This window comes from Boseongicola aestuarii, assembly GCF_900184815.1.
Taxonomy (GTDB): Bacteria; Pseudomonadota; Alphaproteobacteria; order Rhodobacterales; family Rhodobacteraceae; genus Boseongicola; species Boseongicola aestuarii.
Genome location: NZ_FXXQ01000010.1, coordinates 35,387 through 60,132, shown reverse-complemented (window position 1 = coordinate 60,132; position 24,746 = coordinate 35,387). Strand labels below are relative to the sequence as shown.

The 24,746-nt window shown below is 59.8% G+C and carries 25 protein-coding genes and 1 tRNA gene; 12 read left to right on the top strand and 14 right to left on the bottom strand.

Annotated features, from left to right (window positions below):
* Positions 1-72: 72 nt before the first annotated feature.
* Positions 73-2,601, bottom strand: a complete 2,529-nt coding sequence (locus BOA8489_RS14200; protein WP_093974949.1) for an ABC transporter permease — start codon at positions 2,599-2,601, stop codon at positions 73-75.
* Positions 2,598-3,293 carry an ABC transporter ATP-binding protein gene (locus tag BOA8489_RS14195; RefSeq protein WP_093974947.1) on the bottom strand — a complete coding sequence of 232 codons (696 nt, stop codon included), beginning with the start codon at positions 3,291-3,293 and terminating at the stop codon, positions 2,598-2,600. The genes BOA8489_RS14200 and BOA8489_RS14195 overlap by 4 nt, the downstream gene beginning before the upstream one ends.
* Positions 3,294-3,306: 13 nt before the next feature.
* Between BOA8489_RS14195 and BOA8489_RS14190 the strand changes: the two genes are divergently transcribed.
* Both BOA8489_RS14190 and BOA8489_RS14185 read left to right on the top strand, forming a co-directional pair.
* Positions 3,307-3,978, top strand: coding sequence for an arylesterase (locus tag BOA8489_RS14190; RefSeq protein ID WP_093974945.1), 672 nt, complete (start codon positions 3,307-3,309; stop codon positions 3,976-3,978).
* 67 nt (positions 3,979-4,045) lie between these two features.
* Positions 4,046-4,819, top strand: a complete 774-nt coding sequence (locus BOA8489_RS14185; protein WP_093974942.1) for a LamB/YcsF family protein — start codon at positions 4,046-4,048, stop codon at positions 4,817-4,819.
* A 6-nt stretch (positions 4,820-4,825) separates the two neighbouring features.
* On the opposite strand, the gene BOA8489_RS14180 is transcribed toward BOA8489_RS14185, so the two are convergent.
* Complete coding sequence (locus tag BOA8489_RS14180; protein ID WP_141138305.1) at positions 4,826-5,050, bottom strand: hypothetical protein; 225 nt, start codon at positions 5,048-5,050, stop codon at positions 4,826-4,828.
* Between the two features lie 241 nt (positions 5,051-5,291).
* Between BOA8489_RS14180 and BOA8489_RS14175 the strand changes: the two genes are divergently transcribed.
* The gene (locus tag BOA8489_RS14175; RefSeq protein WP_093974937.1) at positions 5,292-5,498 is read left to right on the top strand and encodes a hypothetical protein; all 207 of its coding nucleotides are present in this window, start codon (positions 5,292-5,294) and stop codon (positions 5,496-5,498) included.
* 72 nt (positions 5,499-5,570) lie between these two features.
* Here BOA8489_RS14175 and tig read toward each other — a convergent pair whose 3' ends face one another.
* From tig to BOA8489_RS14160, 3 genes are all read right to left on the bottom strand, one after another.
* Positions 5,571-6,905 (bottom strand): trigger factor, encoded by a 1,335-nt coding sequence (gene tig, locus BOA8489_RS14170; RefSeq protein ID WP_093974935.1) that lies wholly within the window; start codon positions 6,903-6,905, stop codon positions 5,571-5,573.
* Positions 6,906-7,313: 408 nt separating this feature from the next.
* A complete protein-coding gene (locus BOA8489_RS14165) occupies positions 7,314-8,186 on the bottom strand; it encodes a type IV pili methyl-accepting chemotaxis transducer N-terminal domain-containing protein (RefSeq protein WP_176440317.1) in 873 nt (290 codons plus the stop codon).
* Positions 8,187-8,394: 208 nt separating this feature from the next.
* Positions 8,395-8,479, bottom strand: a tRNA-Leu gene (locus BOA8489_RS14160).
* Positions 8,480-8,596: 117 nt separating this feature from the next.
* Here BOA8489_RS14160 and rpiA point away from each other — a divergent pair.
* From rpiA to BOA8489_RS14135, 5 genes are all read left to right on the top strand, one after another.
* The gene (gene rpiA / locus BOA8489_RS14155) at positions 8,597-9,385 is read left to right on the top strand and encodes a ribose-5-phosphate isomerase RpiA (protein ID WP_093974931.1); all 789 of its coding nucleotides are present in this window, start codon (positions 8,597-8,599) and stop codon (positions 9,383-9,385) included.
* Positions 9,386-9,390: 5 nt separating this feature from the next.
* Positions 9,391-10,815 (top strand): FAD-dependent oxidoreductase, encoded by a 1,425-nt coding sequence (locus BOA8489_RS14150; protein WP_093974929.1) that lies wholly within the window; start codon positions 9,391-9,393, stop codon positions 10,813-10,815.
* 70 nt (positions 10,816-10,885) lie between these two features.
* Entirely contained in the window at positions 10,886-12,049 is a 1,164-nt protein-coding gene (hflK, locus tag BOA8489_RS14145; RefSeq protein WP_093974927.1) for an FtsH protease activity modulator HflK, read from the top strand.
* A gap of 1 nt (position 12,050) precedes the next feature.
* On the top strand, positions 12,051-12,932 hold the full coding sequence (hflC, locus tag BOA8489_RS14140) for a protease modulator HflC (protein ID WP_093974925.1): 882 nt from the start codon (positions 12,051-12,053) through the stop codon (positions 12,930-12,932).
* Complete coding sequence (locus tag BOA8489_RS14135; protein WP_093974922.1) at positions 12,932-13,120, top strand: DUF2065 domain-containing protein; 189 nt, start codon at positions 12,932-12,934, stop codon at positions 13,118-13,120. Before hflC ends, BOA8489_RS14135 begins: the two co-directional genes overlap by 1 nt.
* Here BOA8489_RS14135 and BOA8489_RS14130 read toward each other — a convergent pair.
* A complete protein-coding gene (locus BOA8489_RS14130) occupies positions 13,117-13,368 on the bottom strand; it encodes a hypothetical protein (RefSeq protein ID WP_093974919.1) in 252 nt (83 codons plus the stop codon). The two genes, BOA8489_RS14135 and BOA8489_RS14130, sit on opposite strands and share 4 nt — an antisense overlap.
* Positions 13,369-13,528: 160 nt before the next feature.
* On the opposite strand from BOA8489_RS14130, the gene BOA8489_RS14125 reads away from it, so the two are divergent.
* The gene (locus BOA8489_RS14125) at positions 13,529-14,902 is read left to right on the top strand and encodes an L-serine ammonia-lyase (RefSeq protein ID WP_093975083.1); all 1,374 of its coding nucleotides are present in this window, start codon (positions 13,529-13,531) and stop codon (positions 14,900-14,902) included.
* A 216-nt stretch (positions 14,903-15,118) separates the two neighbouring features.
* Here BOA8489_RS14125 and nusB read toward each other — a convergent pair whose 3' ends face one another.
* The 5 genes from nusB to BOA8489_RS14100 all read right to left on the bottom strand — a co-directional run bounded on the left by nusB (position 15,119) and on the right by BOA8489_RS14100 (position 18,472).
* Entirely contained in the window at positions 15,119-15,577 is a 459-nt protein-coding gene (gene nusB, locus BOA8489_RS14120; RefSeq protein WP_093974917.1) for a transcription antitermination factor NusB, read from the bottom strand.
* On the bottom strand, positions 15,574-16,113 hold the full coding sequence (locus BOA8489_RS14115; RefSeq protein ID WP_093974914.1) for a 6,7-dimethyl-8-ribityllumazine synthase: 540 nt from the start codon (positions 16,111-16,113) through the stop codon (positions 15,574-15,576). Before BOA8489_RS14115 ends, nusB begins: the two co-directional genes overlap by 4 nt.
* Positions 16,113-17,237 (bottom strand): 3,4-dihydroxy-2-butanone-4-phosphate synthase, encoded by a 1,125-nt coding sequence (gene ribB / locus BOA8489_RS14110; RefSeq protein WP_093974912.1) that lies wholly within the window; start codon positions 17,235-17,237, stop codon positions 16,113-16,115. The genes BOA8489_RS14115 and ribB overlap by 1 nt, the downstream gene beginning before the upstream one ends.
* An 81-nt stretch (positions 17,238-17,318) precedes the next feature.
* The gene (locus tag BOA8489_RS14105; RefSeq protein ID WP_093974910.1) at positions 17,319-17,846 is read right to left on the bottom strand and encodes a hypothetical protein; all 528 of its coding nucleotides are present in this window, start codon (positions 17,844-17,846) and stop codon (positions 17,319-17,321) included.
* 29 nt (positions 17,847-17,875) lie between these two features.
* Positions 17,876-18,472: a riboflavin synthase gene (locus BOA8489_RS14100; protein ID WP_093974908.1), complete on the bottom strand. Its 597-nt coding sequence runs from the start codon at positions 18,470-18,472 to the stop codon at positions 17,876-17,878.
* A gap of 69 nt (positions 18,473-18,541) precedes the next feature.
* Between BOA8489_RS14100 and BOA8489_RS14095 the strand changes: the two genes are divergently transcribed.
* The 3 genes from BOA8489_RS14095 to BOA8489_RS14085 all read left to right on the top strand — a co-directional run bounded on the left by BOA8489_RS14095 (position 18,542) and on the right by BOA8489_RS14085 (position 23,079).
* Positions 18,542-19,861, top strand: a complete 1,320-nt coding sequence (locus BOA8489_RS14095) for a capsule polysaccharide biogenesis protein (RefSeq protein ID WP_306345763.1) — start codon at positions 18,542-18,544, stop codon at positions 19,859-19,861.
* A gap of 96 nt (positions 19,862-19,957) precedes the next feature.
* Complete coding sequence (locus BOA8489_RS14090; protein WP_093974903.1) at positions 19,958-21,088, top strand: polysaccharide biosynthesis/export family protein; 1,131 nt, start codon at positions 19,958-19,960, stop codon at positions 21,086-21,088.
* Positions 21,089-21,132: 44 nt separating this feature from the next.
* Positions 21,133-23,079: a capsule polysaccharide biogenesis protein gene (locus BOA8489_RS14085; RefSeq protein WP_093975082.1), complete on the top strand. Its 1,947-nt coding sequence runs from the start codon at positions 21,133-21,135 to the stop codon at positions 23,077-23,079.
* On the opposite strand, the gene ribD is transcribed toward BOA8489_RS14085, so the two are convergent.
* Together ribD and nrdR are read right to left on the bottom strand one after the other, a co-directional pair.
* On the bottom strand, positions 23,076-24,149 hold the full coding sequence (gene ribD / locus BOA8489_RS14080) for a bifunctional diaminohydroxyphosphoribosylaminopyrimidine deaminase/5-amino-6-(5-phosphoribosylamino)uracil reductase RibD (RefSeq protein WP_093975081.1): 1,074 nt from the start codon (positions 24,147-24,149) through the stop codon (positions 23,076-23,078). The two genes, BOA8489_RS14085 and ribD, sit on opposite strands and share 4 nt — an antisense overlap.
* 20 nt (positions 24,150-24,169) lie before the next feature.
* A complete protein-coding gene (gene nrdR, locus BOA8489_RS14075) occupies positions 24,170-24,634 on the bottom strand; it encodes a transcriptional regulator NrdR (protein WP_093974901.1) in 465 nt (154 codons plus the stop codon).
* Between the last annotated feature and the right edge of the window lie 112 nt (positions 24,635-24,746).

The following is a 24,746-nucleotide window of genomic DNA, read 5'->3' as shown; positions in this document are numbered from 1 at the left end:
ATGGCAAGCCCACCGAAATTGTCCAGTCCCGCGCGATGATCTTTCGCGAAATTCGGCTTGGGTCGGGTTAGATCACTCGCGGGCGCGCAAAACCTGAGCGGGCCGTGCCGCCAAAGGCCCCCACGCGAAAGCGAGCCCGGCAAAAAGCGTCGCAAACACACCGCCGGACACGATCAGGGCCGCGGACACCGGCTCGAAGAAATAGTCGGTGTCCATGACGAAGGTCATGACCGCCCATCCCGCCAGACCGCCAGCCACGATGGCAACCGCGCCCGCTGCCACACCCAAAATCGCCGAGCGTAGCGCAAAACTGGTCAATATTGTCCGCCGCGACGCGCCCAGCGTCTTCAGTATTGCGGCCTCGTAGGTGCGTGCGCGAACGCCCGCGGCGGCGGCTCCGATCAAGACGACGCCTCCTGTAACGAGTGTCGCAAGCGCGCCATATGTGATCGCCGCCGCGATCCCTGCAAGCACGTCGCTGACACGTTCGATCGCATCCTTGACGCGGATTGCGGTGATATTGGGATAGGTGTTGGAAACATCGCGCAGAATGGCCCCTTCGGCCTCGGCATCCGCGTAAACGGTCGCGATGTGGCTATGCGGGGCGGCCTGCAAAGCTGAGGGGTTCATCGACATGATGAAGCCGATGCCTGCCGTCGAAAAATCGACCTCACGCAGACTGGTGACCTCGGCGGTGATGTCGCGCCCGAGGATATTCACCGTAATGTTGTCGCCAAGGGACAGGCCCATTTCAAGTGCCTCCTCGGTGGCAAAACTGACCTGAGGCGGGCCGGAATAATCGGCGGGCCACCACGCGCCGTGGGTGACAACGGCATCGTCCGGGGCATTGGCAGAATATGTGACGCCGCGATCCCCTTGAAGCACCCAGTGGTCTCCGGCGACCTCGGCGGCAGGACGACCGTTGATCTTGGTGATGATGCCGCGCAACATCGGCGCGCTTTGGACATCTGACACAGCCGGGTTCGCGGCAAGGGATGCGCGGAATGTTTCAAGCTGGTTCGGCTGGATATCGACCATGAAAAACGAGGGTGCGATGTCGGGCAAATCGCGCTCGATTGCGCCGCGCAAGTTCGAGTCGATCTGACCGACGGCTGCCAGGACAGTCAGTCCAAGGCCAAGGGAAAGCACCACCGAAACGGCTTCACCCCCCGGACCGCCAACCGATCCAAGAGCCAACCGCGCAGCACTTTTTCCCCGGATGGCACGAAGGCGCGCGATCCGTTTCGCAAGCATCCGAACAGCCCAAGCGGCCGCGACCAGCACGATAAAGGCCGCCGCCATGCCTGCAGCCGACCAGACCGTCAGGCTGACCAACCCGGAGAAACCGGCGGCGAGAGCGACCAGCGCCGCAAACAGTGCTAGCGTCACTACAATCCAGCGCGCTCGCGGCCATCCCTGCCCGGCCGTTCCGACATCGCGAAACAGCGTTGCGGCGCGCACGTCTTCGGTTTGGGCCAACGGCCAAATGGTAAATATCAGTGCGGCCAAGACGCCATAAAGTGCGGCTTCGAGCAGCGGCATCGGATAGAGCGTGACCGCCGCCGGCACCGGCAGTCTGGCTTCGATCAGCGGTGCGAAGGCGATGGGCACAATCGCACCTAGGATCAGCCCCAAGCCGACACCCGCCAAGGTAAGCACCCCTATCTGTATGAAGTAGCTTAAGAAAATCGTTCGGCTTTCGGCACCGAGCGTTTTTAGCGTGGCGATGACTTCAGTCTTTTCGCCCAGATAGGCCCGCACGGCGGAAGACACGCCCACACCGCCGACCGCAAGTCCCGCAAGGCCGACCAGCACCAGAAACGATCCCAGTCGATCCACAAATTCGGCCACGCCGGGCGCACCGTTGCGTTTGTCGCGCCAGCGCGCTCCGGTGATTTCGGTCTCGGCCGCTTCGCGCAATGCATCCAGATCGGTATTCTCGGCAAGGCGCAGTTTGTATTCCGTCTCGAACAGGGTTCCGGGCTGGATCAAACCGCTGTTTTCCAGCGAGGTGGTGCGCACCATCGTGCGGGGCCCCAGAGCAAAACCGGCCGCAGCGGAATCGGGTTCAGCGATCAAAGCAGCCGTGAGCGTGAATTCCTGTTCGCCCAGACGGAAAGCCTCGCCGACCTCAATCCCAAGTCGCGCGATCAAGACGGGGTCCATCACGGCGCCCGGGCGCCCGTCGCGGTCGGCAAGAGCATCGGGCAACGTTATGGCCGGATCCAGGCTGACCGCGCCATAAAGCGGGTAGACATTGTCGATGCCTTTGACCTGCGTCAGACCACGTTCGGCGGTCTCGCCTGTTCCGAACACCGCAAGCGAGCGGAAATCGACCTGTTCCGAGACGGCTTCTGCGCGCGCGTCGATCCACGCGCGTTCCTCGGGTTCGGCAAACCGATAGGTCAGCTGTAGCGCCGCATCGCCACCCAGAATGATCGCGCCTTCCCGGTCCAGACCGCCGCGAATGCTCTCGCGGACACTGCCGATGGCGGCAATCGCGCCAACCCCCAACGCAAGACAGGCAAGAAACACGCGAAATCCCTTGAGGCCCCCGCTCAATTCGCGACGTGCAATCCGGCTTGCGATCGCAAGACTCATTCCGCGGCCCTTTCAAAGCTGTCGGCCAGCACCTTGCCATCCTGTAGCCGCACCACTCGGTCGCAGCGTTCAGCAAGTTCAGGCGCGTGCGTCACTAGCACAAGGGTTGATCCATGTCGGTCACGCAGTCCGAACAGGATATCCATGATCGCCTGCCCTGTGACACCATCGAGGTTGCCTGTCGGCTCGTCCGCCAAAAGGATGTCCGGACGGGGCGCGGCGGCGCGTGCCAGAGCGACCCGCTGCTGCTCGCCGCCCGACATCTGTGCGGGATAGTGGTTAACGCGGTCGCCAAGCCCCACAGCCTGAAGTTCGGCTTCTGCGCGCTCAAAGGCGTCCTTTGCGCCAGCAAGTTCCAGCGGAGTCGCCACATTTTCCAATGCAGTCATTGTCGCAATGAGGTGGAAAGATTGGAAAACCACGCCCATATGGTTTCTGCGGAAACGGGCTAAAGCGTCCTCGCCCAGTGTCGTCAGATCGTGGCCAAGTGCCATGACAGACCCGGACGAAGCGCGTTCAAGCCCGCCCATCAGCATGAGGAGCGACGACTTGCCCGAACCCGAAGGCCCAACCAAACCAACCGTTTCGCCACGCGCGATGTCCAGCGTGATACCTTTCAGGATGTCGACACGTCCGGCGTTGCCGTCCAGCGATAAAGTGGCGTCGTTCAGGGAAAGGATCGCGTCCGTCATACAAAAGGCTCCGATGCAAAGGGCTTGGTTGCCATATGGGGTGATACGCACGGTTCGCAACGCCGGATTGATCGTGGCGGCCTCTGTTGGTGTCGCATTTGCCAATCCCGTGACCATTGCGGCTCTGGGAGACAGCCTCACGCAGGGGTTTGGTCTGGTCCCCGAGGATGGCTTCGTTGCGCAACTGGAGGCATGGTTAACCGAGCAAGGTGCCGAGGTAACACTGATTAACGCGGGCGTTTCGGGTGACACGACGGCAGGTGGCCTGTCGCGTATCGAGTGGACTTTGACGCCTGACGTGGACGCAATCATCGTGGCGCTTGGCGGCAACGATTTGCTGCGCGGTATGGATCCGGCGGCAAGCCGAGCGAACCTGGAAGGTATTTTGCAGATCGCCACCGAACGCGATCTGAACGTACTTTTGGTCGGCATGGAGGCGCCTTCGAACTACGGCGCGGACTACAAGTCAGCCTTTGATGCGATGTATCCCGAATTGGCCCGGCAGTATGGCGTTGATTTTCATCCAAATTTTCTAGGCGCTCTGACGTCGCGTGACGACCGCGCCGCCACTTTGACGGAATTCATGCAAGGCGATCGCATCCATCCGAATGCGGCGGGAGTGGCGCTGATCGTCCGGGATATCGGCCCGGCCGTGCTGGAATTGATAGACGAAGGTGCAAATTAACTCCTGCCCCTTGCAAAGCGACCATTGCACGGGTGAACTGCGCGCAGCAACGTAAGGGAGCGCGGGAATGGGCATTTCGGTCGATCTGAATTCGGACATGGGCGAGGGCTTTGGCAGCTGGTCCATGGGAGATGATGCCGCTTTGCTTCAAATTGTCACTTCGGCAAATGTGGCCTGCGGGTTTCATGCAGGCGACGCCGACGCGATGGCCACAACCATGAGTTTGGCGGTCAATAACGGAGTGGGGATCGGGGCGCATCCGGGCTTTGACGACCTTCGCGGCTTTGGGCGGTTTCGGATGGAAGTTCCGCACAAGACACTGGCAAACCAGATAAAATATCAGGTTGGTGCAGCGGAAGCGATGGCGCGCGCGGCTGGCGGCTCGGTGCGACATCTGAAACTGCACGGGGCGTTAGCGAACATGGCATCGACCGACGCCAACCTTGCACGAACATGCTATGAGGCCGCTCTGGAGGTTGCGCCCGCGATCATCATCATGGGTCTGGCTGCGACGGCCATGGAAGAGGTCGCCCGCCAGTTGGGCTGCCGTTGGGCAGGTGAGATTTTCGCGGACCGGGCCTATAACGCGGACGGAACCTTGGTGGACCGGCGTCTGCCGGGTGCGATGATCCACGATGCCGGTGAAGCAGCCAAGCGAATGGTCGCCATGGTGAAGGCCGGTGCGATTCTCACGGCTGACGGTGGGGAATTGACGACCCGGATCGACACGATTTGCGTGCATGGTGACAGCGCGGAGGCGGTGGAGATCGCGCGCAGCGTGCGTGCAGGTCTGGAGTCGGCGGGAATCACGGTTCGGGCGTTTTCAGGCGACCCGCTTTAACGAAGGTTAAGCGGCCTGTTTGATATTCCGCGTATCGAGACGCTTGATCATGTCGCGGATTTCAGGGGATTGCACACCAGTGAATTGGGCAAAGTCCAGGTCGTCTTCAAGTTTTTCAAGCTCTGCGGGGCTAAGGGATTTCAACGCGTCAAGCAGTTTACCCGCGTCCAACGGTCCACAGTTCAGCTTATCGCAGATATCGGTCTGGAAATCGTCCTGCATGTCTAACATAAGACACTCCACTCATACTTGGTTACCGTTTACGAGGTTAACCTTAACAGAAGTGTCCGGGTTCATCAATGTTTGCGGGGACGTCTTCGGGCAAAGTGCCATGAAATACAATGTTTCCAATTTTGCTACGTGAAATGAAGAACTTCAGGAGATTTGGGCCGAATGCGCCTCAATTTGGCCCGGAATGTCGGACATCTTGATCCTGTAACGAGTCGACGACAAAAAAGAGTAAATAAAGTACATGAAAATTCGCGATACGATCGTTTGCGCTTCGCGCACAGACATCAAGAACTACTTTTACTTTATTGTTTCGACAGGATTATTTCAGACCTACAGAGGCTGGGTCTCGATGGGGCGCGCAAATCCGCTTCTGAAAGTCGCCAAGCGTAAGGAAGCGACGACTCGCGCAGAGATTGCCGATATTTTCAAGTTGAGCCGCCTCGGTTAATCGAGCCGGTCCATGTGAAAAAGGCCGCCCGGGTTGGGGCGGCCTTTTCGGTTTCAGTCGTTAGAACCGGGATCAGACGTCGTCTTCCAGAGCCTCGACGGCTTTTTGAAGATCGTCTTTCGAAATCTCTTTCTCGGTCGTCTTCACTTGCTCGAACATGTGATCGACAACTTTGTCTTCAAAGAGAGGTGCCTGGATTTGCTGGCGCATCTGCGGGTTTTGCTGAACGAATTCAAAAAACTGACGCTCTTGACCGGGATACTGACGCGCCTGGTTCATGACCGCCTGGGTCATCTCTGCGTCCGACACTTCGACCTCGGCCTTTTGACCAACTTCGGCCAGCAACAGACCAAGACGCACGCGGCGTTCGGCGAGTTTCTTGTGCTCGTCGGTCGGCTCTATCGTGTCGTGATCGTGTCCTTGGACGTCGGGATTTTCCTCGTGCCAAAGCGTATGCGCGATCTGACCGGCTTCGGCTTCGACCAGCGACGGCGGCAGCTCGAAGCTGACCGCTTTGTCCAGCGCATCGAGTAGGCCGCGCTTCATGACTGAACGGGACGCACCTGCATATTCGGCCTCAAGCCGTTCAGTGATCTGCGCTTTCAGCGCTTCGAGATCTTCGGCGCCGAACTTTTTGGCCAGCTCGTCGTCGATCTCGGCGGCTTTCGGCTCTTTCACGGCCTTTACGGTCACGTCGAACACAGCCGCTTTGCCTGCAAGGCCGGCGTTGCCGTATTCCTCGGGGAAGGTCACTTCGACGGCTTTTTCATCGCCGGCCTTGACGCCGACAAGCTGCTCTTCGAAGCCAGGAATGAATTGACCCGACCCTAGCACGAGCGGGAAGTCCTCCGCCGCGCCGCCTTCAAAGGCTTCGCCATCGACCTTGCCCAAAAAGTCGATCACGACCTGATCGCCGTCTTTGGCTTTGGACGTCTTCTTGCGGTCCACGAAGTTTTGCGCGTTCTCAGCAAGCGAAGCGAGCGCCTCGTCGATTGCCGCGGTTTCAGCTTTCACGACGAGCTTTTCCAGCTTGATCTTGCTGTAATCCACATCGGGAATCGCAGGAAGAGCTTCGTAGGTCATCGCGACTTCGACATCGTCGCCTTCTTTCCACGCTTCGTTGGTCATCTTCACGTCGGGCTGCATCGCGGGACGGTCGCCGCTTTCTTCGAAGTGCTTGGACATCGCGCCATCGACGCTTTCCTGCATGGCTTCGCCCAAAACGCGTGGACCATACTGTTTTTTCAGCAGCGCCATAGGCACTTTGCCTTTGCGGAAGCCCTTCATTTCAATGCCGGGAGCAGCTTCGGCCAGCTTTTCGTTGACCTTGGCGTCAAGTTCGGCGGCTGTGATGGTGATGCTGTAGCCGCGCTTCAGCCCTTCATTCTGGGTCTCGGTGACCTGCATATCATACCTCTATCATGGCCCAACCGGCGACGTCCGGGGAGGCGTAAAATCAGCGGTCCTTCTAGGCAAGAGGGCGTAAGGTTGCAAGCCGAAAGGCGGCGCGTGATGCGAGGAGGTTTCCGTGGCGTTTTACCCGTCAGGCAAAGCCCGCCCGGCACTGGGCGGGCTTTGCCTTTGGCTGGTGCGCGCCGGCTGCCTTGGGTGCGTGTGATGGCCCCGGCTATGCACCTGATAAATGCACGCTAATGGACGTTCGAAGGTGTTGCGCGATGGGCCCAGTCACCGAACGCCGGCTTTTTCGCCTGTGCATTCTCGACGACGTCCAAAGGGCAGGTTCCCGTTGGCGCACTACAGCAACATAGTCGGAAAAGGTTAACAGTTGTTTGCCGCTATTGTCCGCCACCGGGTCTAGATCTCCTCGTAGAGCTGAACGACCAAATTTGCTTCCACCAGAACACCGTCGATATTGCCTGCGATCACGGAGAGATCTTCCAGCGAAACCGCATCACCATCGGCGACGGCCTGCAAGGTTGGGGCGATGGCTTGCCAAAGCGCATTCACCGAATCCAGTCCCCAAAAGATTTCCTCACTCGGGGCGGCGATGATGCCTGCGTTGGAATTGCCAACCTGCAGGGCCTGAAGCGAGGTATTGAAAAGCGCAATCGTTCCGCCCAGCGCCGCGCGATCTTCGTCCGGGCGCACCCCGAGATAGATCATGCAAATTTCCTTTGCAGCCTTTTGCGTCAGCATCCGCTGGCGGCCGGCAATATTGATGGCCGACTTTAGGTCCGGGTGGACGAGGCCTTCGCCAAGATGCGTTTCGAACTGACCGACCGCGCGGTTCATTTCCTGCAGGAGAGGGACATTTCGGGCGTGCAGCGCCAACAGGTTTTCGTCACTCAGCGGAGCCTGAAGGCCCGCGTTGACCACGGGGCGCATTTCGCGCCAAAGCACGCCGACCTGATAGAGGGCCGACAGAATTTCAGGCGTCCTCTCGGGGCGCATACCAAGTTCGGCATCCCCGGTTTGCAACGCCCCCAGAACATGTTCGAAGTCCCCCACAGCCGCCGCAGCCTGCGCGCGGGCGGCGGCCACCTCGACCCCGGCCTGGGCAAAGCAGAGCGCTTTGGACATGCGTTGCGACAGCATGCGCTGACGACCGGAAAGGTTGATCTTGCGTTTGGCGTCATCGCGCGCCGATATTTCCATGGCCTGCGCTGGCGTCTCGGGCATGGACGTCAGCAAGAGAGCAACAGCAATAAGTGTAATGATTTTAGGCATGGTTTCGCTCCGCTCCAAGGTGGCTTTGTCACGACATGACGGCTTCAAGTTAAGGATTAGCGAACCGATCCTTAGAATTTGAGCGATCTCGGAGAGCGGCGGAGCGCGCTTTGTGTCTTGAAGGCCAAGGTAGCGAGAGTGGGCGCTCATCGTTTCTTTGAAACGACCGACGCCCGCGTGTCGTTGTCGCTGCGCGAAACGACGGTGGTGGTGCGGGTGAAGGGATTCGAACCCCCACGCCTCGCGGCGCCAGAACCTAAATCTGGTGCGTCTACCAGTTCCGCCACACCCGCATCCGAGGGCTCTCTAACAAAGCATTGCAGGACTGGCGAGAGGGAAAATCGCCCTTCCCCCCTCGCGCTCGGGCCGAGATGTTCCTATAAGGCTGCGATCTTAGCTGGAGCCTGCCCATGTCTGCCGACCTTTCCCCCATCGACATCGCAAAATTCGCCGCCGCCAAGCGGGCCAGCGGCTTCGTGGAAGACGGAATGCGCGTGGGTCTTGGGACCGGATCGACCGCCGCCTGGCTGGTGAAATGTCTGGGCGAGCGGGTGCAGGACGAAGGTCTGGAAATCACGGCCGTGGCGACATCCAGTCAGACGGCAAAGCAGGCGCAAGAGGTCGGCATCAAGGTGTCGTCGCTCAACGACGTGAAATGGCTGGATCTGACGATTGATGGTGCGGACGAATATGACGACGAGCTGAACCTGATTAAGGGCGGCGGCGGAGCGTTGCTGCAGGAGAAAATCGTGGCGACGGCGTCGGATCGCATGATTGTGATCGCGGATTCGACAAAGAAGGTCGCCACGTTGGGGGCATTCCCCCTGCCCGTCGAGGTTCTGGCTTTCGGGATGCCGACAACACAGCTTTTGCTGGAAGAAATGTTGAACGGTTTGGACGTCATGGGCAACAAGGCCACGCCGCGGATGGCGGGCGATGCGCTGTTCGTCACCGACGAGGGCAATCACATTCTGGATTTGCATCTGGGGCGGATCGGGAACGCGCGGCAACTTGCGCTTATCCTTAACCAAGTGCCGGGTGTCGTGGAAAACGGTTTGTTCATTGATATTTGCGATGTGATCGTCACCGGTTACGGCGACGGCACGGTCGAAACCCGCGACATCAACTCAGGCGAAACCGATACGGCTCAGTTTCTGCCCGAACCTGTCGAGAATGTCTTTCGGGACGCAGGAGTTTGAACGCGATGAGTTATGACGTGGATCTGTTTGTCATCGGTGGCGGTTCAGGGGGTGTGCGCGCGGCGCGCACGGCGGCGGCGACCGGGGCCAAAGTGGCTCTGGCGGAAGACAGCCGGATGGGTGGCACCTGCGTCATCCGGGGCTGCGTGCCGAAGAAGCTGATGGTCTTTGCCAGTGAGTTCCGCGAGGCCGCGCATCTGGCACAGCAATATGGCTGGAGCGCTTCGGCCGGTGAGTTCAACTGGGAGACGTTTCGCGGAAAGCTGAACAACGAACTGGACCGTCTGGAGCAGGTTTATCGCAATTTGTTGAACGGCTCGGATGTGGCGATCCATGACGCGCGTGCCACGATGACGGATGCGCATACGGTGTCCCTGTCGAACGGCGAGACGGTGACGGCAGAGACCATCCTTGTGGCAACTGGTGGACGTCCGGTGCGGCCCGATCAGACAAATGCGCATTTGGGGATGGTGTCGGACGATATTTTCAACATGGAAACGCTGCCGAAGTCGATTTTGATTGTTGGCGGCGGGTATATCGCAAGCGAGTTTGCCTGCATTCTGAACGGCCTTGGCGTGGAAGTGACGCAGTATTACCGCGGCGCCCAGATTTTGCGCGGCTTTGATGACGAAGCGCGCGGGCTGGTGGCGGATATGATGCAGGAAAAGGGCATTGATCTGCATCTGGGCACAAACATCGTCGAGATGCGTGCGGAGGCTGATATGGACGAAGATATGCGCGCTCCGATGGGCGCGCCTGTGCCGGAAGCCGGACCTGAGGCGGTTGGCAAGCCCGTCTGGGTCAAGGCGACGAACGGCGACGCGCGCGTCTTTGATGCGGTGATGTTTGCCACGGGGCGCGCGCCGAATTCGCATGGGCTTGGGCTTGAGGACATTGGCGTCAAGATTAACCGGCGCGGTGCGATCGAGGTGGACGACTATTCCAAGACGGCTGTCGATAATATCTATGCTATCGGTGATGTGACCGACCGTATTCAACTGACCCCCGTAGCGATCCGCGAGGGCATGGCCTTCACCGAAACCGTCTATAAGAACAACCCGACCAAGCCAGATCACGCGCTTGTCGCTTCGGCCGTTTTCACCCAGCCGGAACTGGGCACAGTGGGCCTGACAGAAGAACAGGCGCGCGAAATCGAGCCGATTGATGTATACTGCACGTCGTTCCGCCCGATGCGCACGGCCTTTGCGGAAAGACCCGACCGGGTTTTGATGAAACTGGTCGTCTCGAAAGAGACCCGTGTCGTGCTGGGTTGTCAGATCGTCGCAGAAGGCGCAGGCGAGTTGATCCAGATGGTGGGCATCGCGATCAAGGCGGGCCTCACAAAAGAAGACTTCGACCGGACCTGTGCGGTCCATCCGACCATGTCGGAAGAACTTGTAACGATGCAAAACCCTGTCAGAAGTGCTTGAAAACGGCGGCTCAAAGCTACAACTAGCCAAGCAAGCGGTAAAAACGGAAAAAACAAGGAAATGACCTTTCATGGCCAATAACAGTGGCGGACCTTGGGGCGGCGGCTCCGGCGGAGGAGGATCGAACGGCGGCGGAGACGACGACGATCGTCGCCCCGGACGACGACCCGGACAGCAGGACGGGCCGCAGATCCCGGAAATCGAAGAGATTATGAAAAAAGGCCAGGAGCAACTGCGCGTCCTCATGGGCGGTCGCGGTGGCCCAAAAGGCCCGAACGGCGGCGGCGGTGGGGGCGATGGCCCAAAACTGACACGCGGCACAATCGGGCTGGGTCTTGTGGCCGTGGTCGCGCTTTGGGCGTTTCAGTCGTTCTATACGGTGCGTCCGGAAGAACAGTCGGTGGAATTGTTCCTTGGTGAATTCAGCGCGATCGGCAATCCGGGTCTGAACTTTGCGCCCTGGCCTCTGGTCACGGCGGAAGTCATCCCCGTCACACGAGAGCAATCCGAAGACATCGGCACGGGTCGCTCGGGTTCATCCGGTGGTGATGGCCTGATGCTGACCACGGACGAGAACATTATCGACATCGACTTCCAGGTAGTCTGGAACATCAATGATCCGGCGAAGTTCCTGTTCAACCTGCGTGATCCGCAACAGACGGTCCGTTCGGTGTCTGAATCGGCGATGCGCGAGATCGTGGCGGGCAGCGAGCTTGCGCCGATCCTGAACCGTGATCGTGGACAGGTCGAACAGGATGCCTTCACGCTGATCCAGACAACGCTCGACAACTACGATGCGGGTATCAACATCATCCGTGTGAACCTCGACAAGGCTGACCCGCCACGCGAGGTTATTGACAGCTTCCGTGAAGTTCAGGCGGCCGAACAGGAACGCGACCGGCTTGAGCGTCAGGCGGATGCCTATGCCAACACGGTTGTGGCAGGTGCGCGTGGTGAAGCGGCTCAGGTTCTCGAAGAATCCGAAGCCTACCGCGCACGCGTCGTGAACGAAGCACAGGGTGAGGCAAGCCGCTTTACGGCTGTTTTGCGGGAATACCAGCAAGCACCCGAAGTGACGCGTCGTCGTCTTTACATCGAAACCCTCGAGAAGGTTCTTGGCGATATCGACAAGATCATCCTCGACGAAAACTCCGGCGGTGTCGGCGGCCAGGGCGTTGTACCCTACCTGCCGCTGAACGAATTGCGCCGCGGTAGCACGACGGGAGGCAACTGATATGCGAGCTGGAACCATTATCCTGATAGCAGGCGTGGCAGGTGTGATCGCACTTCTGTCGTCGGTTTTCATCGTGGACGAACGCGAAAAGGCGCTTGTCCTTCAGTTCGGCCAAATTCGCGACGTGAAAGAAGAGCCGGGACTGGCATTCAAGATCCCGTTCATTCAGGAAGTCGTGCGCTACGACGACCGTATTCTGTCGCTGGACACACCACCGATCGAAATCACGCCTTCGGATGACCGTCGTCTGGTTGTTGATGCGTTTGCCCGTTACCGGATCTCTGATGTGATCCAGTTCCGGCAGGCGGTCGGTGTCGGTGGTCTGCGGGCCGCTGAGGACCGTCTGGCCTCGATCCTGCAAACCCAAATCCGGGCCGTTCTTGGTTCGGAAGGTGTGACATCGAACACGATCCTGTCGTCAGACCGCGCAAATCTGATGGTGCGTATTCGTGACCTTGCTCAACTTCGTGCAGCCGCGCTTGGCCTTGATGTGGTCGACGTGCGTTTAAAGCAAACCAACCTGCCAGAGCAGAACTTGGATGCGACATTTGCCCGGATGCGCGCCGAGCGGGAACGTGAAGCTGCGGACGAGGTCGCACGTGGTGAAGAAGCCGCGACGCGGGTGCGTGCGCAAGCGGATCGTACGGTTGTCGAGCTTGTCTCGGAAGCCAACCGGGAAAGCCAGATTGTCCGAGGTGAAGCAGACGCCGAACGCAACGCAATCTTCGCACAAGCTTATGGCGCGGACCGCGAATTCTTCCGGTTCTACAGATCGCTGGCAGCTTATGAGTCCGCCTTGCAGGGTTCGAATTCGACCATGGTAATCTCACCTGACAGCGAGTTCTTCGAATTCCTCAAGTCAGACGGTGGCGTCGGAAACTGATGAGCACGATCCTGCTGGGTCTTGGCCTGGTTCTTGTGTTTGAGGGGCTGGTGTTCGCACTGGCCCCTTCGCGTCTGGAAGAGCTGATCAAGATCATCGCCGACACACCGATCGAAACCCGGCGGGCCTATGGGCTGGCGGCGATTGCCATCGGTGTAATGCTGGTCTGGGGCGCCGGCGCGCTTTAGTCCTGCGGCTGGGACGATATCGCGGCTTTCGGGATGGCGTCGCCTACGCTGTATTTGTCCAGAAGCCGTGACGCCCGGAGTTCCGCTTTGCGGATCCGCAAAGCGGTGTTGTAGGCCTCCTGAAGCGTCGGAGACGAGGCGCCGATCTCATCGGCAATCCGCTTTTCGATCGTTTCGTCGCCGGTCTTGTTGAACAGTTCAAGCGCGCGCCTGGCCAATCCGTCTGCGATTTCTTCCACCTTAGACATGACCCTGCTCCTAGCGTTTTTGTTGCTTCACGCCTTCTATAGATGCCCCTTGGCGGCGTGGCGAGAGTGTATGAGACGAAAACGGATCGTCGAATGCCGCTGCCAAGGCTACGCCGTTCTGAAATTTCGTGGCATACCCACGATGTCAGGAGAAATGCCGATGTTTTTGTCTGTTTTCGACATGTTCAAAGTGGGGATTGGCCCGTCATCATCTCACACCATGGGCCCGATGGTGGCGGCGGCGCGGTTTCTGGACCGGTTGCGCGCATCGCCCTTCACCGCGCAGGGACTGCGCGCGTCCTTGCATGGTTCGCTGGCCTTTACAGGCGTTGGACATGCCACGGATCGCGCCGTTATTCTGGGCCTTGCCGGCTTTTTGCCCGACACATACGACGCCGAGGCTGCCGAGAGCGCTATGGCGGATATCCGGGCGCAAAAGGTTGTTTCGCCCGAGGGATTGTCGACGCTTCGCTTTGATCCGAGCGCGGACCTCTTGTTCGATTATGGCGCACCCTTGGCGGGACATGCGAACGGGCTGATCCTGATGGCGACGGACGCGCAGGGCGACGTGATCCTGAAAGAGACGTATTATTCCGTTGGCGGAGGCTTTGTTCTGACCGAAGCCGAACTGGCAAGAGGCAAGGATACCGATGACGGCGCGCCTGTGCCCTACCCGTTCAAATCCGCGACCGAGATGCTGGAGATGTGCGCGCGAACCGGCTTGAGCGTGGCGGAACTGAAACGCGCCAATGAGCTTTCACGCATGGATGCGGCCACTTTGGACGCGGGCATGCTGCGCATCTGGAATGTCATGAAGGCCTGCATGGACCGCGGCCTTGAACAGGACGGCATCCTTCCGGGTGGATTGAAGGTGAAACGGCGCGCAGCCCCGATCCGTCGCGCGCTGGAAGCGGAACGCGGGCGCAATCTGACCGCGCCTCATGTGATAAACGACTGGATCAGCACCTATGCAATGGCGGTGAACGAGGAAAACGCCGCCGGCGGACAGGTCGTCACCGCGCCGACGAACGGCGCTGCGGGCGTGATCCCCGCCACGATACGTTATTGGCTGGATCACGTGCCGGGCGCGCGCGAGGCGGACGTGGGAACCTTCCTTTTGACGGCGGCGGCGATTGGCGGACTGGTGAAGTTCAACGCCTCGATCTCGGGTGCGGAATGCGGATGTCAGGCCGAGGTTGGCTCGGCTTCGGCCATGGCGGCGGCTGGCCTGGCGGCGGTGCTGGGCGGCAGTCCGGAACACGTTGAGAACGCGGCAGAAATCGCCTTGGAGCACCATCTGGGCATGACCTGCGACCCCGTGAGAGGACTGGTTCAGGTGCCGTGTATCGAGCGCAACGGACTAGGTGCAATAAAGGCGATTTCGGCGGCGTCACTGGCGCTGCGGGGTGACGGGACGCATTTCGTGCCGCTTGATTCCGCAATCGAGACGATGCGGCAGACCGGACAGGATATGAGCGAAAAGTACAAGGAAACCGCCCTTGGAGGGCTGGCCGTTAATGTACCGAACTGCTGAAAAACGGAAAAGACGGGCGCGTGGGCGTTTTTTCAGCCCTCTTCTTTATCTTCGGCTTTTAACTATCTGATTTATATATTTTTTTTAACAAAACGGCAACGTCGGTATGACGTCGGTATCGCGTCGGTGCACCCGTTCGCAGGCGTAGGACTTTGTTAACCAATTCCGGGCGGGAGTCTGGCCGCAAATGTTGAAGAAGTGATGAAGCCTGCGCGCTTAAAAGGCGTCCGGTTTGGCTTCGCGCGCCATATGATCGAGCACGGCGTTCACGAATTTCGGCTCGCGGCCTTCCGGGAAGAAGGCTTTGGCCACGTCGACGTATTCCGAGATGACGACCTTGGGCGGCGCCTCGCCTTCGACCAGTTCGGCGCCTGCCGCGCGAAAGAGCGCGCGCAAAGTCGGGTCGATCCGGTTGATCGGCCATTTCGCCACAAGACCCCGGTCGGTCATCTTGTCGATCCTGGCCTGAAAATTCACCGCATCTTCGATCACACGTTCGAAGAGGGTCACGTCGCCTTCCGCCAGTTCGATGCCGTCGTATTCGGCGCCGAAACGATGAGTTTCGAACTCCTCACGGATTGCCTCGACGGTCTGGCCAGAGGCTTCCATTTGGAACAACGCCTGCACCGCATAGAGCCGGGCGGCGGACTTCATTTGCCGTTTGGTGGGTGTCATGCGGTGGTCGGTCCTTCGCTGTCACCGGCCAACTGAATGTCCTGGGTGAAGCCAACGCCCTTTTTCGCGCCGCCAAAACGACGCGCCAGAGCGATCAGGTGAAGTGCTGCGACGGCCGCGCCGCCGGCTGTGTCCAGACGGTCGGCATCGGCGCGTTCTTCCGCCTGTTCCATGTTCTCGACCGTGATGATGCCGTTGCCGGCCGCAACACCCTGAAGCCCGAGGAGCATCAGGCCGCGCGCGCTCTCGTTCACCACGACGTCGTAATGGCTGGTCCGCCCCCGGATCACGCAACCCAGCGCAACATAACCGTCAAAGTTCGACATGCGGTGCGCAAGGGCGACGGCGGCGGGGATTTCAAGCGAGCCCGGCACTTCGATTGTCTCGTGCTGAACACCCGCGCGATCAAGAACCCCACGCGCAGAGGCAAGCTGTGCATTCGAGATTTTCGTGTAATACGGCGCGATGACGATCGCGACTTTCACCGGATCACTGAAGGTCGGCAGACCCAGATCGTTGTCCGAGTGTCCGGCCATCAACCAATCTCCGAGATTTTGCGCGTGCCAATAATTTCAAGACCATAGGCATCCAGACCGACGACTTTCGGCTTGGGTGAATTGGTCAACAGGATCAGCTGTCCAAGGTCGAGCGAGGACAGGATTTGTGCACCCAGACCATATTGACGCAAGGTCTGCGGCGACACGCTGTCCTCGGTCACAAGTTTCATGGTGGTATCGCGCAACAGCACGAGAACGCCCCGGCCTTCGCCCGCGATCAGCTTCATCGCGTCACCGAATTCGCCAGCCCGCCCTTTGGGTCCAAGGCCGATGACATCCAGCACCGGATCCAGCGCATGCATCCGCACCAGAACCGGCTCGGGGCCGGAAATATCGCCTTTTATCAGGACGATATGCTCGTCTCCATGCGCCGTGTCGGTGTAGACGCGCATCTTCCATTCGCCGCCGAATTCAGATGTGACGGTTTCTTCACGCGTGATGGCGACAAGGTTGTCGTGGCGGCGGCGATAGGCGATCAGATCGCTGATCGTGCCGATCTTGAGGTTGTGCTTTTGCGCAAATGCGACGAGGTCCGGCAAGCGGCTCATGGTGCCGTCCTCGTTCATGATTTCGCAAATGACGCCGGACGGATTGAGGCCTGCAAGCCGCGCCACATCGACGGCGGCTTCGGTGTGGCCTGCGCGGACCAGAACGCCACCATCACGCGCGCGCAACGGGAAGATGTGACCGGGTGAGGCGATGTCCTGACTGGTCTTGGACGCGTCGATGGCTACCGCGACAGTGCGGGCGCGGTCATGCGCAGAAATGCCCGTCGTGACGCCTTCGCGTGCTTCGATCGACACGGTGAACGCGGTTTCGTGGCGCGACGAATTGTGCGACGCCATCAGCGGCAGACCAAGCGCGTCGCAGCGTTCACCCGGCAAGGTAAGACAGATTAACCCGCGTCCGTAGGTCGCCATGAAGTTGATGGCTTCGGGCGTGGCCATTTGTGCGGGGATCACAAGGTCGCCCTCGTTTTCGCGGTCTTCGTGGTCCACAAGAATGAACATGCGGCCGTTGCGCGCGTCTTCGAGGATTTCCTCGACGGACGACACGGCATCGCGCCAGTTTTCTTCGATAGGTCCAGCGGTTTCAAAGGTCATGAGCAAGGTCCGGGTCAACTTGCGCCTGCGCATAGCGGAACGCGCACGCGAAGGCCAGAGGTAAGCGTTTTTGATCCGGGTTCAGGACGTGGCGGAAAAGTAGGTATCCGCGTGGAGGGATCCGGCCAGACGCCCGGCTTCGGACCATTCGCGTTCTAAAGCGGTTTCGCCGATGACAATCACGCCGTCACCGGGAATGGTGCCCTTCAGGTCGAGAACGCGGGCGCGTGTTTCGGCCCAGGTCTGTGACAGGCCCGGGGCGCGCCCAGCCCGGTGGAGGCAGGCGTTAATCTTGGTTACCGTGGCCGGATCGTGTGGAGGGTGAACAAGAGCGAGAGATGTTACATCTATGATTTTGCAAATTTTTTCGTGGCGATGCTGGTCGATTTCAGCAGTTTCGCGTGCGAGGCGAAGCGCATTGGATGAAAATATCAACGCGATGATATCGCGGCCAGTCGCAGCGCGGATGCCGGCATAGGATTTATAGTCGATGCCCAGTTCCCGTGCGCGGCGGACGCGACGACGCGCGACTTCGATCGGCAGGGTGGGCATCAGATCCGAGCGGGCACGGGTCCAGGCATAACGCCGCCACGCGCGTCCCTTTTCCATTGTCGGCCCCTTATTGTGACCAGGCCCGCTCATAGTGTTTCGGCCAACCGCGCCACGTACCGCGCCAGAGTGTCGATTTCGAGGTTCACGGCGTCGCCCACGGCAACCCGCCCCCATGTTGTGACCGCCTTGGTATGGGGGATGAAATTGATCCCGAACGAGGTGCCTTCGACCTCGTTCACGGTCAGCGATGTGCCATTGAGCGTGACCGAACCTTTCGGCGCAATGAAGCGCGCGAGTTCAGGCGGGGCAGTCAGGGTCACGCGGGTGCTGTCGCCCTCGTCGTTAACCTTGGTTACCATCGCAAGCCCATCGACGTGGCCCGAGACGATGTGACCGCCCAGTTCGTCCCCGACTTTCAGCGCACGCTCAAGGTTAACGCGACGTCCGACAGCCCATGTATCAAGATTGGTTTTCGACACGCTTTCGGCCGAGATCTGAACGTCGAACCAGTTCATCGGCTTGGCTCCAAGGGCAATCACGGTCAGACAAACCCCGTCGCACGCGATGGACGCGCCGATGTCGATCGTGTCGATATCGTAATGCGTGCCGATACGCGCGTTGAGGTCGCCTTCCTGACGAAGCGACAGGATTTCTCCCATGTCGGTGACAATGCCGGTGAACATGATCTTTGATCCTTGCGTTTGACGTCTTGGGGTAAACCGCCTGCCGTCGTCTCGCAAGTGCATGGGTGCGTGACAGAGCGCTTTTGGGCGGATATTCAACAGGCTATGTCCCAGACGCTGCCCCGACACTTTTTGTTTTTGCAAGGTCCGCACGGGCCTTTTTTCCGCGCGTTGGCGCGCGAGATGCAGGGTTTGGGGGCGCGGATTTCCCGAATTGGACTGAACGGCGGCGACGCCTTGGGCTGGGCCGGATTGCCGGGATATCGCGCGTTTCAGGGTCGCCGCGAAGGCTGGCGGGATTGCCTTGAGGCCGCCCTTGACGAGGGTGTGACCGACCTTGTTTGCTATGGAGCATCGCGTCCGTTTCATGCAGAGGCGCGCGCCTTGGCCCAACGCCGCGGTGTGACGGTGCACGCATTCGAGGAAGGCTATCTGCGGCCCTATTGGATCACCTACGAGCGCGACGGCACGAACGCCGAGTCCGCTTTGAACGCGTTAACGATTGTGAATATGCGCGACGCTCTGGCGGCAGGGGGATCAACCCCGCGCCCGGCCCCGGACGCCTGGGGCGATATGCGTCAGCATATTTTCTGGGGGGCCGTTTATCATGCCGCCTTGGTCGCCGGGCGGCGCAGCTATCCGCTTTATACCTCGCACCGCACACCCGAGCCGATGGGCGAGTTCGGGATTTATCTAAAGCATTTGCTGACTATGCCAGTCCGGCGACTTCAGAGGCGGCTGGCCACCGGGCGTATCCGGCGCGCGACCTTTCCCTATCACGTCGCATTGTGTCAGCTCTCCCATGACGCGAATTTCCGGGACAATTCCAGCTTCAGGACACAAGCCGAATTTCTGGAATTGGTCTTTGCCGGATTTGCCGCAGGAGCGCCGCGCCATCACCATCTGGTCGTGAAAGCCCATCCGCTTGAGGACGGTCGCGAGGGATTGCCCGACCTTGTGAGGCGGCTGAGCGAACAATACGCGTTGAGCGGGCGCACACATTTGTTAACCGGTGGCAAACTGGCGCAGCTTTTGGATCGCGCAGAAAGTGCTGTGACCGTGAATTCGACCGCCGCCGAACAGGTGCTCTGGCGTGGGCTGCCCCTAAAGGTTCTGGGAAAGGCCACCTATAACCGGGCGGAATTCGTTTCAGATCAGCCCCTTGCTGCGTTTTTCGCCAAGCCCGACAGACCGGATCGCGAGGCCTATGCGATTTACCGTCAGTTCCTTTTGGCCACCTCGCAAATACCCGGCGGATTTTACGCAAACGCCTCACGAAAGAAGCTCTTGCCGCGCTTGCCCGATCTGATGCTTGCCCCCGAAGGCCCTTACATGCGGCTTGCAATCCCTGCTGCGTCCACCCGGCAACACATTCGCCTCGTCACATAAACGCCCGTGATTATGCTGGAATTTCCAAAAACCGCTGACTAGAGTTCTTACAAAATAGCCGAGGCAGGCAAAAAATAAGGTCGAGGAGACCGAGCAGTGAGAGCTAAGAGCAAACGCCGGGCGCGTTTCGTTGCCCTTTGTGTCGCAACCACGCTGGTGGCTGGTTGTGCGCTTCCAAGATCAGGCCCAACCAAGAACGAGATCTTCTCGGGCGCCGTGCAGCGTCAGGGTGATTCCTTTGTTGTGACGGTGGACGATCAGGTCACAGCAGCAACCGCATTCGTGCCCGCGCTTGGGTTTGCCGAAGGTTTGACCAGCGCGGCCGCTTTGGGCTCGGACATCATTCGGCCGGGCGACACGCTGGGTCTGACAATCTGGGAAAATGTCGAAGATGGCCTGTTGGCAAGTGCTTCGGCCGGTGGTTCCGCGCTTGAGGAAATTCAGGTCGACGGTGCAGGCATGATCTTTGTGCCCTACGCTGGCCGCATCCGCGCGGCGGGCAATTCGACCGAAGCCGTGCGCCGCATCATTACCGAAAAACTGGAAGCCCAGACCCCCGATCCGCAGGTCGTGATCCGCCGGATGGCCGGCGACGGTGCGACGGTTTCGCTGATCGGCGGCGTCGGCGCGCAGGGCGTTTATGCAATTGAACGGCCAAACCGCACGCTAACCGCAATGCTGGCGACGGCCGGCGGGATCACCCTGCCCCCCGAAATCACACAGATCACGTTGATTCGCGGGGCGCACAAAGGCACGATCTGGTTGCAGGATCTGTACTCCGAACCACAACTGGACGTTGCCTTGCGGGGCGGCGACCGAATTCTGGTCGAAGAAGACACGCGCTTTTTCACCGCCCTTGGGGCTACCGGAGCGCAACAAAAAGTGCCGTTTGATACGCAGAGCATCTCCGCGATCGAAGCACTGGCGCGCGTCGGCGGCCTGTCGACCGGTATTGCCGATCCGACGGGTATCTTCATTTTCCGTAACGAACCGCAGGACATCGCCAGTGCCGTATTGGGCCGAGACGATCTGATCGGGCCGCAGCGGATGATCTATGTGCTTGATTTGACAAGTCCAAACGGTGTCTTCATCGCGCGGGATTTCGCAATCCGTGACGCCGATACGGTCTATGTCACCGAAGCGCCTTACACGCAGTTCAGCAAGGTCTTGTCGGCGGTACTTGGACCGTTGCAGACGGCCTCGTCCATCGACCAACTGATCGAGTGACCGACAAAAAGGGCCGTCTTTGCGTCTATAATGGCGGACTTTTGATGCGTGGCGCTGAGCGACGCATCCTTGAGTTGGCTGGTTGGGATGTGGGCACGGGCGTACCGGAAGACGGAGATCACGTCGGCATCTGGGGAAGGTCGCCAACCGCATGGCGGGGCGAAGCCGTGGCAGAATGGCGCGACGCCCCGGTGGTGACGGTGGAGGATGCGTTTCTGCGTTCGGTCTTGCCGGGTCGATTGCGCTCCGAGGTTCCGGTCGGGCTTTCGATTGATACGACGGGCGTGCATTTCGACGCATCCGAACCTTCGGATCTTGAGACGCTTTTGCGCACCGCCCCTTTGGATGACACGCAGCTCTTGAACCGGGCGCGGGCGGCTATTTCGCAGATAAAGTATTGGCATTTGGGGAAATATTCGGGTTCGGACCCTGCTCTTTGCGTTCCTGATCCGGGTTATGTGGTGGTGATCGATCAAACCGAAGGCGACGCGGCCTTGCAGGGTGCCGGTCGCGATGCCTTTGCCGAAATGCTGATGGCTGCGGCGGACGAACACCCCGCCTCGGACATCTTGATCAAGACGCATCCTGAAACGATCGCGGGCAAAAGAGCAGGTCATTTCACAGACGATGTGGGGCTGGACCGAGCCCGTATTCTGACCGAGCCAGTCAGCCCCTGGACCCTGTTCGAGGGCGCGGTCGGGGTCTATACGCATTCCTCGACGCTGGGGTTCGAGGCGATCTTTGCCGGGCACAAGCCGCGGGTTTTCGGACAACCGTTCTATGCGGGTTGGGGGCGGACTTTGGACGAAGTTCCAAGCGCGCGGCGCGGACGCGAATTGACGCGCGCGCAGTTGTTTGCTGCGGCAATGATCCTTTATCCGACCTGGTATGACCCCAAATCCGACCGCCTTTGCGAAATCGAGGACGTCATCGCAATTCTGGCCGCGCGCGCCCGTGCATGGCGGGAAGATCGTCATGGATATGTCGGTCTGGGGATGCGGCGCTGGAAACGGCCGTTTTTCAAACGGGCCTTCGGATCGGTCCTGCCAATGACCTTCGCAAACTCCCCTCAGGCGGCGGTGCGCAAGGCTAAGAAAACCAACCGAAAGGTCATTGCCTGGGGAACGTCGCAGGCGCCCGAAGGCGCGCTTCGAGTCGAGGACGGGTTCCTCAGATCGCGCGGTTTGGGTGCTGATCTTGTCGCGCCGCTTTCTTTGTCCGTGGATCGGCAGGGCAACTATTTCGATCCGTCGCATCGCACGGATCTGGACGATTTAATTGCTGGTTCCGTTGATCTTCCGGTTGCAGAGATCGAACGCGCAGAACGCCATTTGGCTCGCATTCGGGACACGGGCTTGACCAAATACAACATGGACGAGGAAGCTGTCCAAATGGTCGAAGGATCGAGAAATGTGCTGGTGATCGGCCAGGTCGAGGACGATGCGTCGGTGCTTCGCGGTGCCGGAACGGCGCGCACGAACCTTGAACTGCTACGCGCCGCGCGCGCCGCACGTCCGAACGCGCGAATTCTCTGGAAGCCGCATCCGGATGTGGAGGCAGGTTTACGAAAAGGCGCCATTTCGAAGGAAGATCTTAACGGTTTGGCGGATGTCGCCCTGGACAAGATCGGCGCGCTTGCGGCGATTGATCTGGCGGACGAACTTTGGACGATCACCTCGACGATGGGCTTCGAGGCTCTGATCCGAGGCACTGCTGTCACCTGCACAGGTATGCCGTTCTACGCTGGTTGGGGTCTCACGCAGGATTTGACGTCGCCGCCCGAGCACCGCGGTCCGGGGCCCGGTATTGTTGGTTTGGCGCATGCCGCATTGATCGGATACCCACGCTATTTCGACCCCCAAACCGGCGAGCCGATGTCACCTGAACAGGCGGTCGACTATCTGGTGCGCATGAAAGATCAACCGGTGCAAACCACGCGGCTTTCTCTTTTGCAGCGGTTGATGAAACGGACCGTGGGCCTGCGACCCTAAGCGCGATGCCAGTGCTGCATGACGTCAGCGCCTACGCGATTTACGCCGACTAGCTCGAAGGCGGGCGCTTCTGACAAGGCAGAAATCCCAAGCGGTCCGACACCCGGCTGGCCTTCGGCTCCGATCAGCTTTCCGGCTGTAAAAACAATAAGTTCATCGACAAGGTCGGCCGTCAGAAGCGACGCTGCAAGCATACCCCCCCCCTCGCAGAAGACGCGCGTAAGCCCTTGCGTCCCGAGCGCCTCCAGCGTTGCGTGCGGCGACAAATGCGTCCCGCTCGAGGCCACCGGAATTAGCTTTGCACCGGCGTTTTCCCAGCGTTCCGCATCGGGCGATAACCGCGCCTCGTCATCACAGACGATCCATACCGGCGTCTGCTTTGCGGTCGCAAACAACTGACTGTCCTGGGGCAAGCGCAGGTGTCTGGACGCAACGACCCGCACCGGTTGGTGGGGCAGGCCGAGATCGCGAATTCTGAGATCGGGATTGTCGGTACGAACCGTACCCGCACCGACCATCACCGCATCATGCGACGCCCGCAGGCCATGCACCGCGCGCCGCGCTTCTGGACTGGTGATCCACTTGCTTTCCCCCGACGCAGTTGCGATTCGACCGTCCAGAGTCATCGCGAGCTTCAAAGTTAACGTCGGTCGATTATGGTTAACGCGCGAGAAGAAACCCCGTTGCAGGTTTCTGGCCTCGACTGACAAACACCCCATCGCGACCGTGACTCCTGCTTCCCTCAACATCGCAACACCACGACCGGAAACGCGTGGGTCGGCGTCTTCGCATGCGATCACGACGCGATGAATACCGTTTTCAATCAGTGCCTTGGCGCAGGGCGGCGTCTGTCCTTGATGAGCGCAGGGCTCCAGCGTGACATAAGCCGTTGCTCCTTTTGCAAGGCGCCCTGCCTGCGCCAGTGCCAAGGTTTCCGCATGCGGGCGTCCTCCGTCTGCCGTGCGCCCACGACCGACGATGCGGCCTTCGTTAACGATAACGCAGCCTACAGCCGGATTGGGCCAAACGCGCCCCAAACCGCGCGCGGCAAGGGACAGCGCGTGGCGCATGTGGTTTGTATCGGCGTCGGTCACTCGTCTTTCGACGGAGGACGCAGTTCGCTTACGAATTTATCGAAGTCGTCTGCAGCCTGGAAGTTCTTGTAAACACTGGCAAAACGCACGTATGCGACCGTATCGATACGCGCAAGCGACTCCATGACGATCTCGCCGATGGTGGCGGATGGGATGTCCGTCTCGCCCATGCTTTCCAAGCGCCGCACGATACCCGAGATCATCTGGTCCATGCGTTCCGGCTCGACAGGGCGCTTTTGAAGCGCAATTCGGATCGAACGTTCCAGCTTGTCGCGATCGAAATCCTCGCGTTTACCATTGGATTTTATCACGACCAGATCGCGGAGCTGAACCCGCTCGTAGGTTGTAAAACGGCCACCGCAGGCCGGGCAAAAACGCCGACGCCGAATGGCGACATGGTCTTCCGCTGGCCGCGAGTCCTTTACCTGGGTGTCGATATTTCCGCAAAACGGGCAGCGCATCCGCTACTTCTCCCTGCCATCTGTGGGGGTCATCCCCCTGTTTTCCACAGGGACTATAGGGGAGCGCCCTGATTTTGGGTAGGTCCGAATTGAAGCTACCAAATAGGCGAAG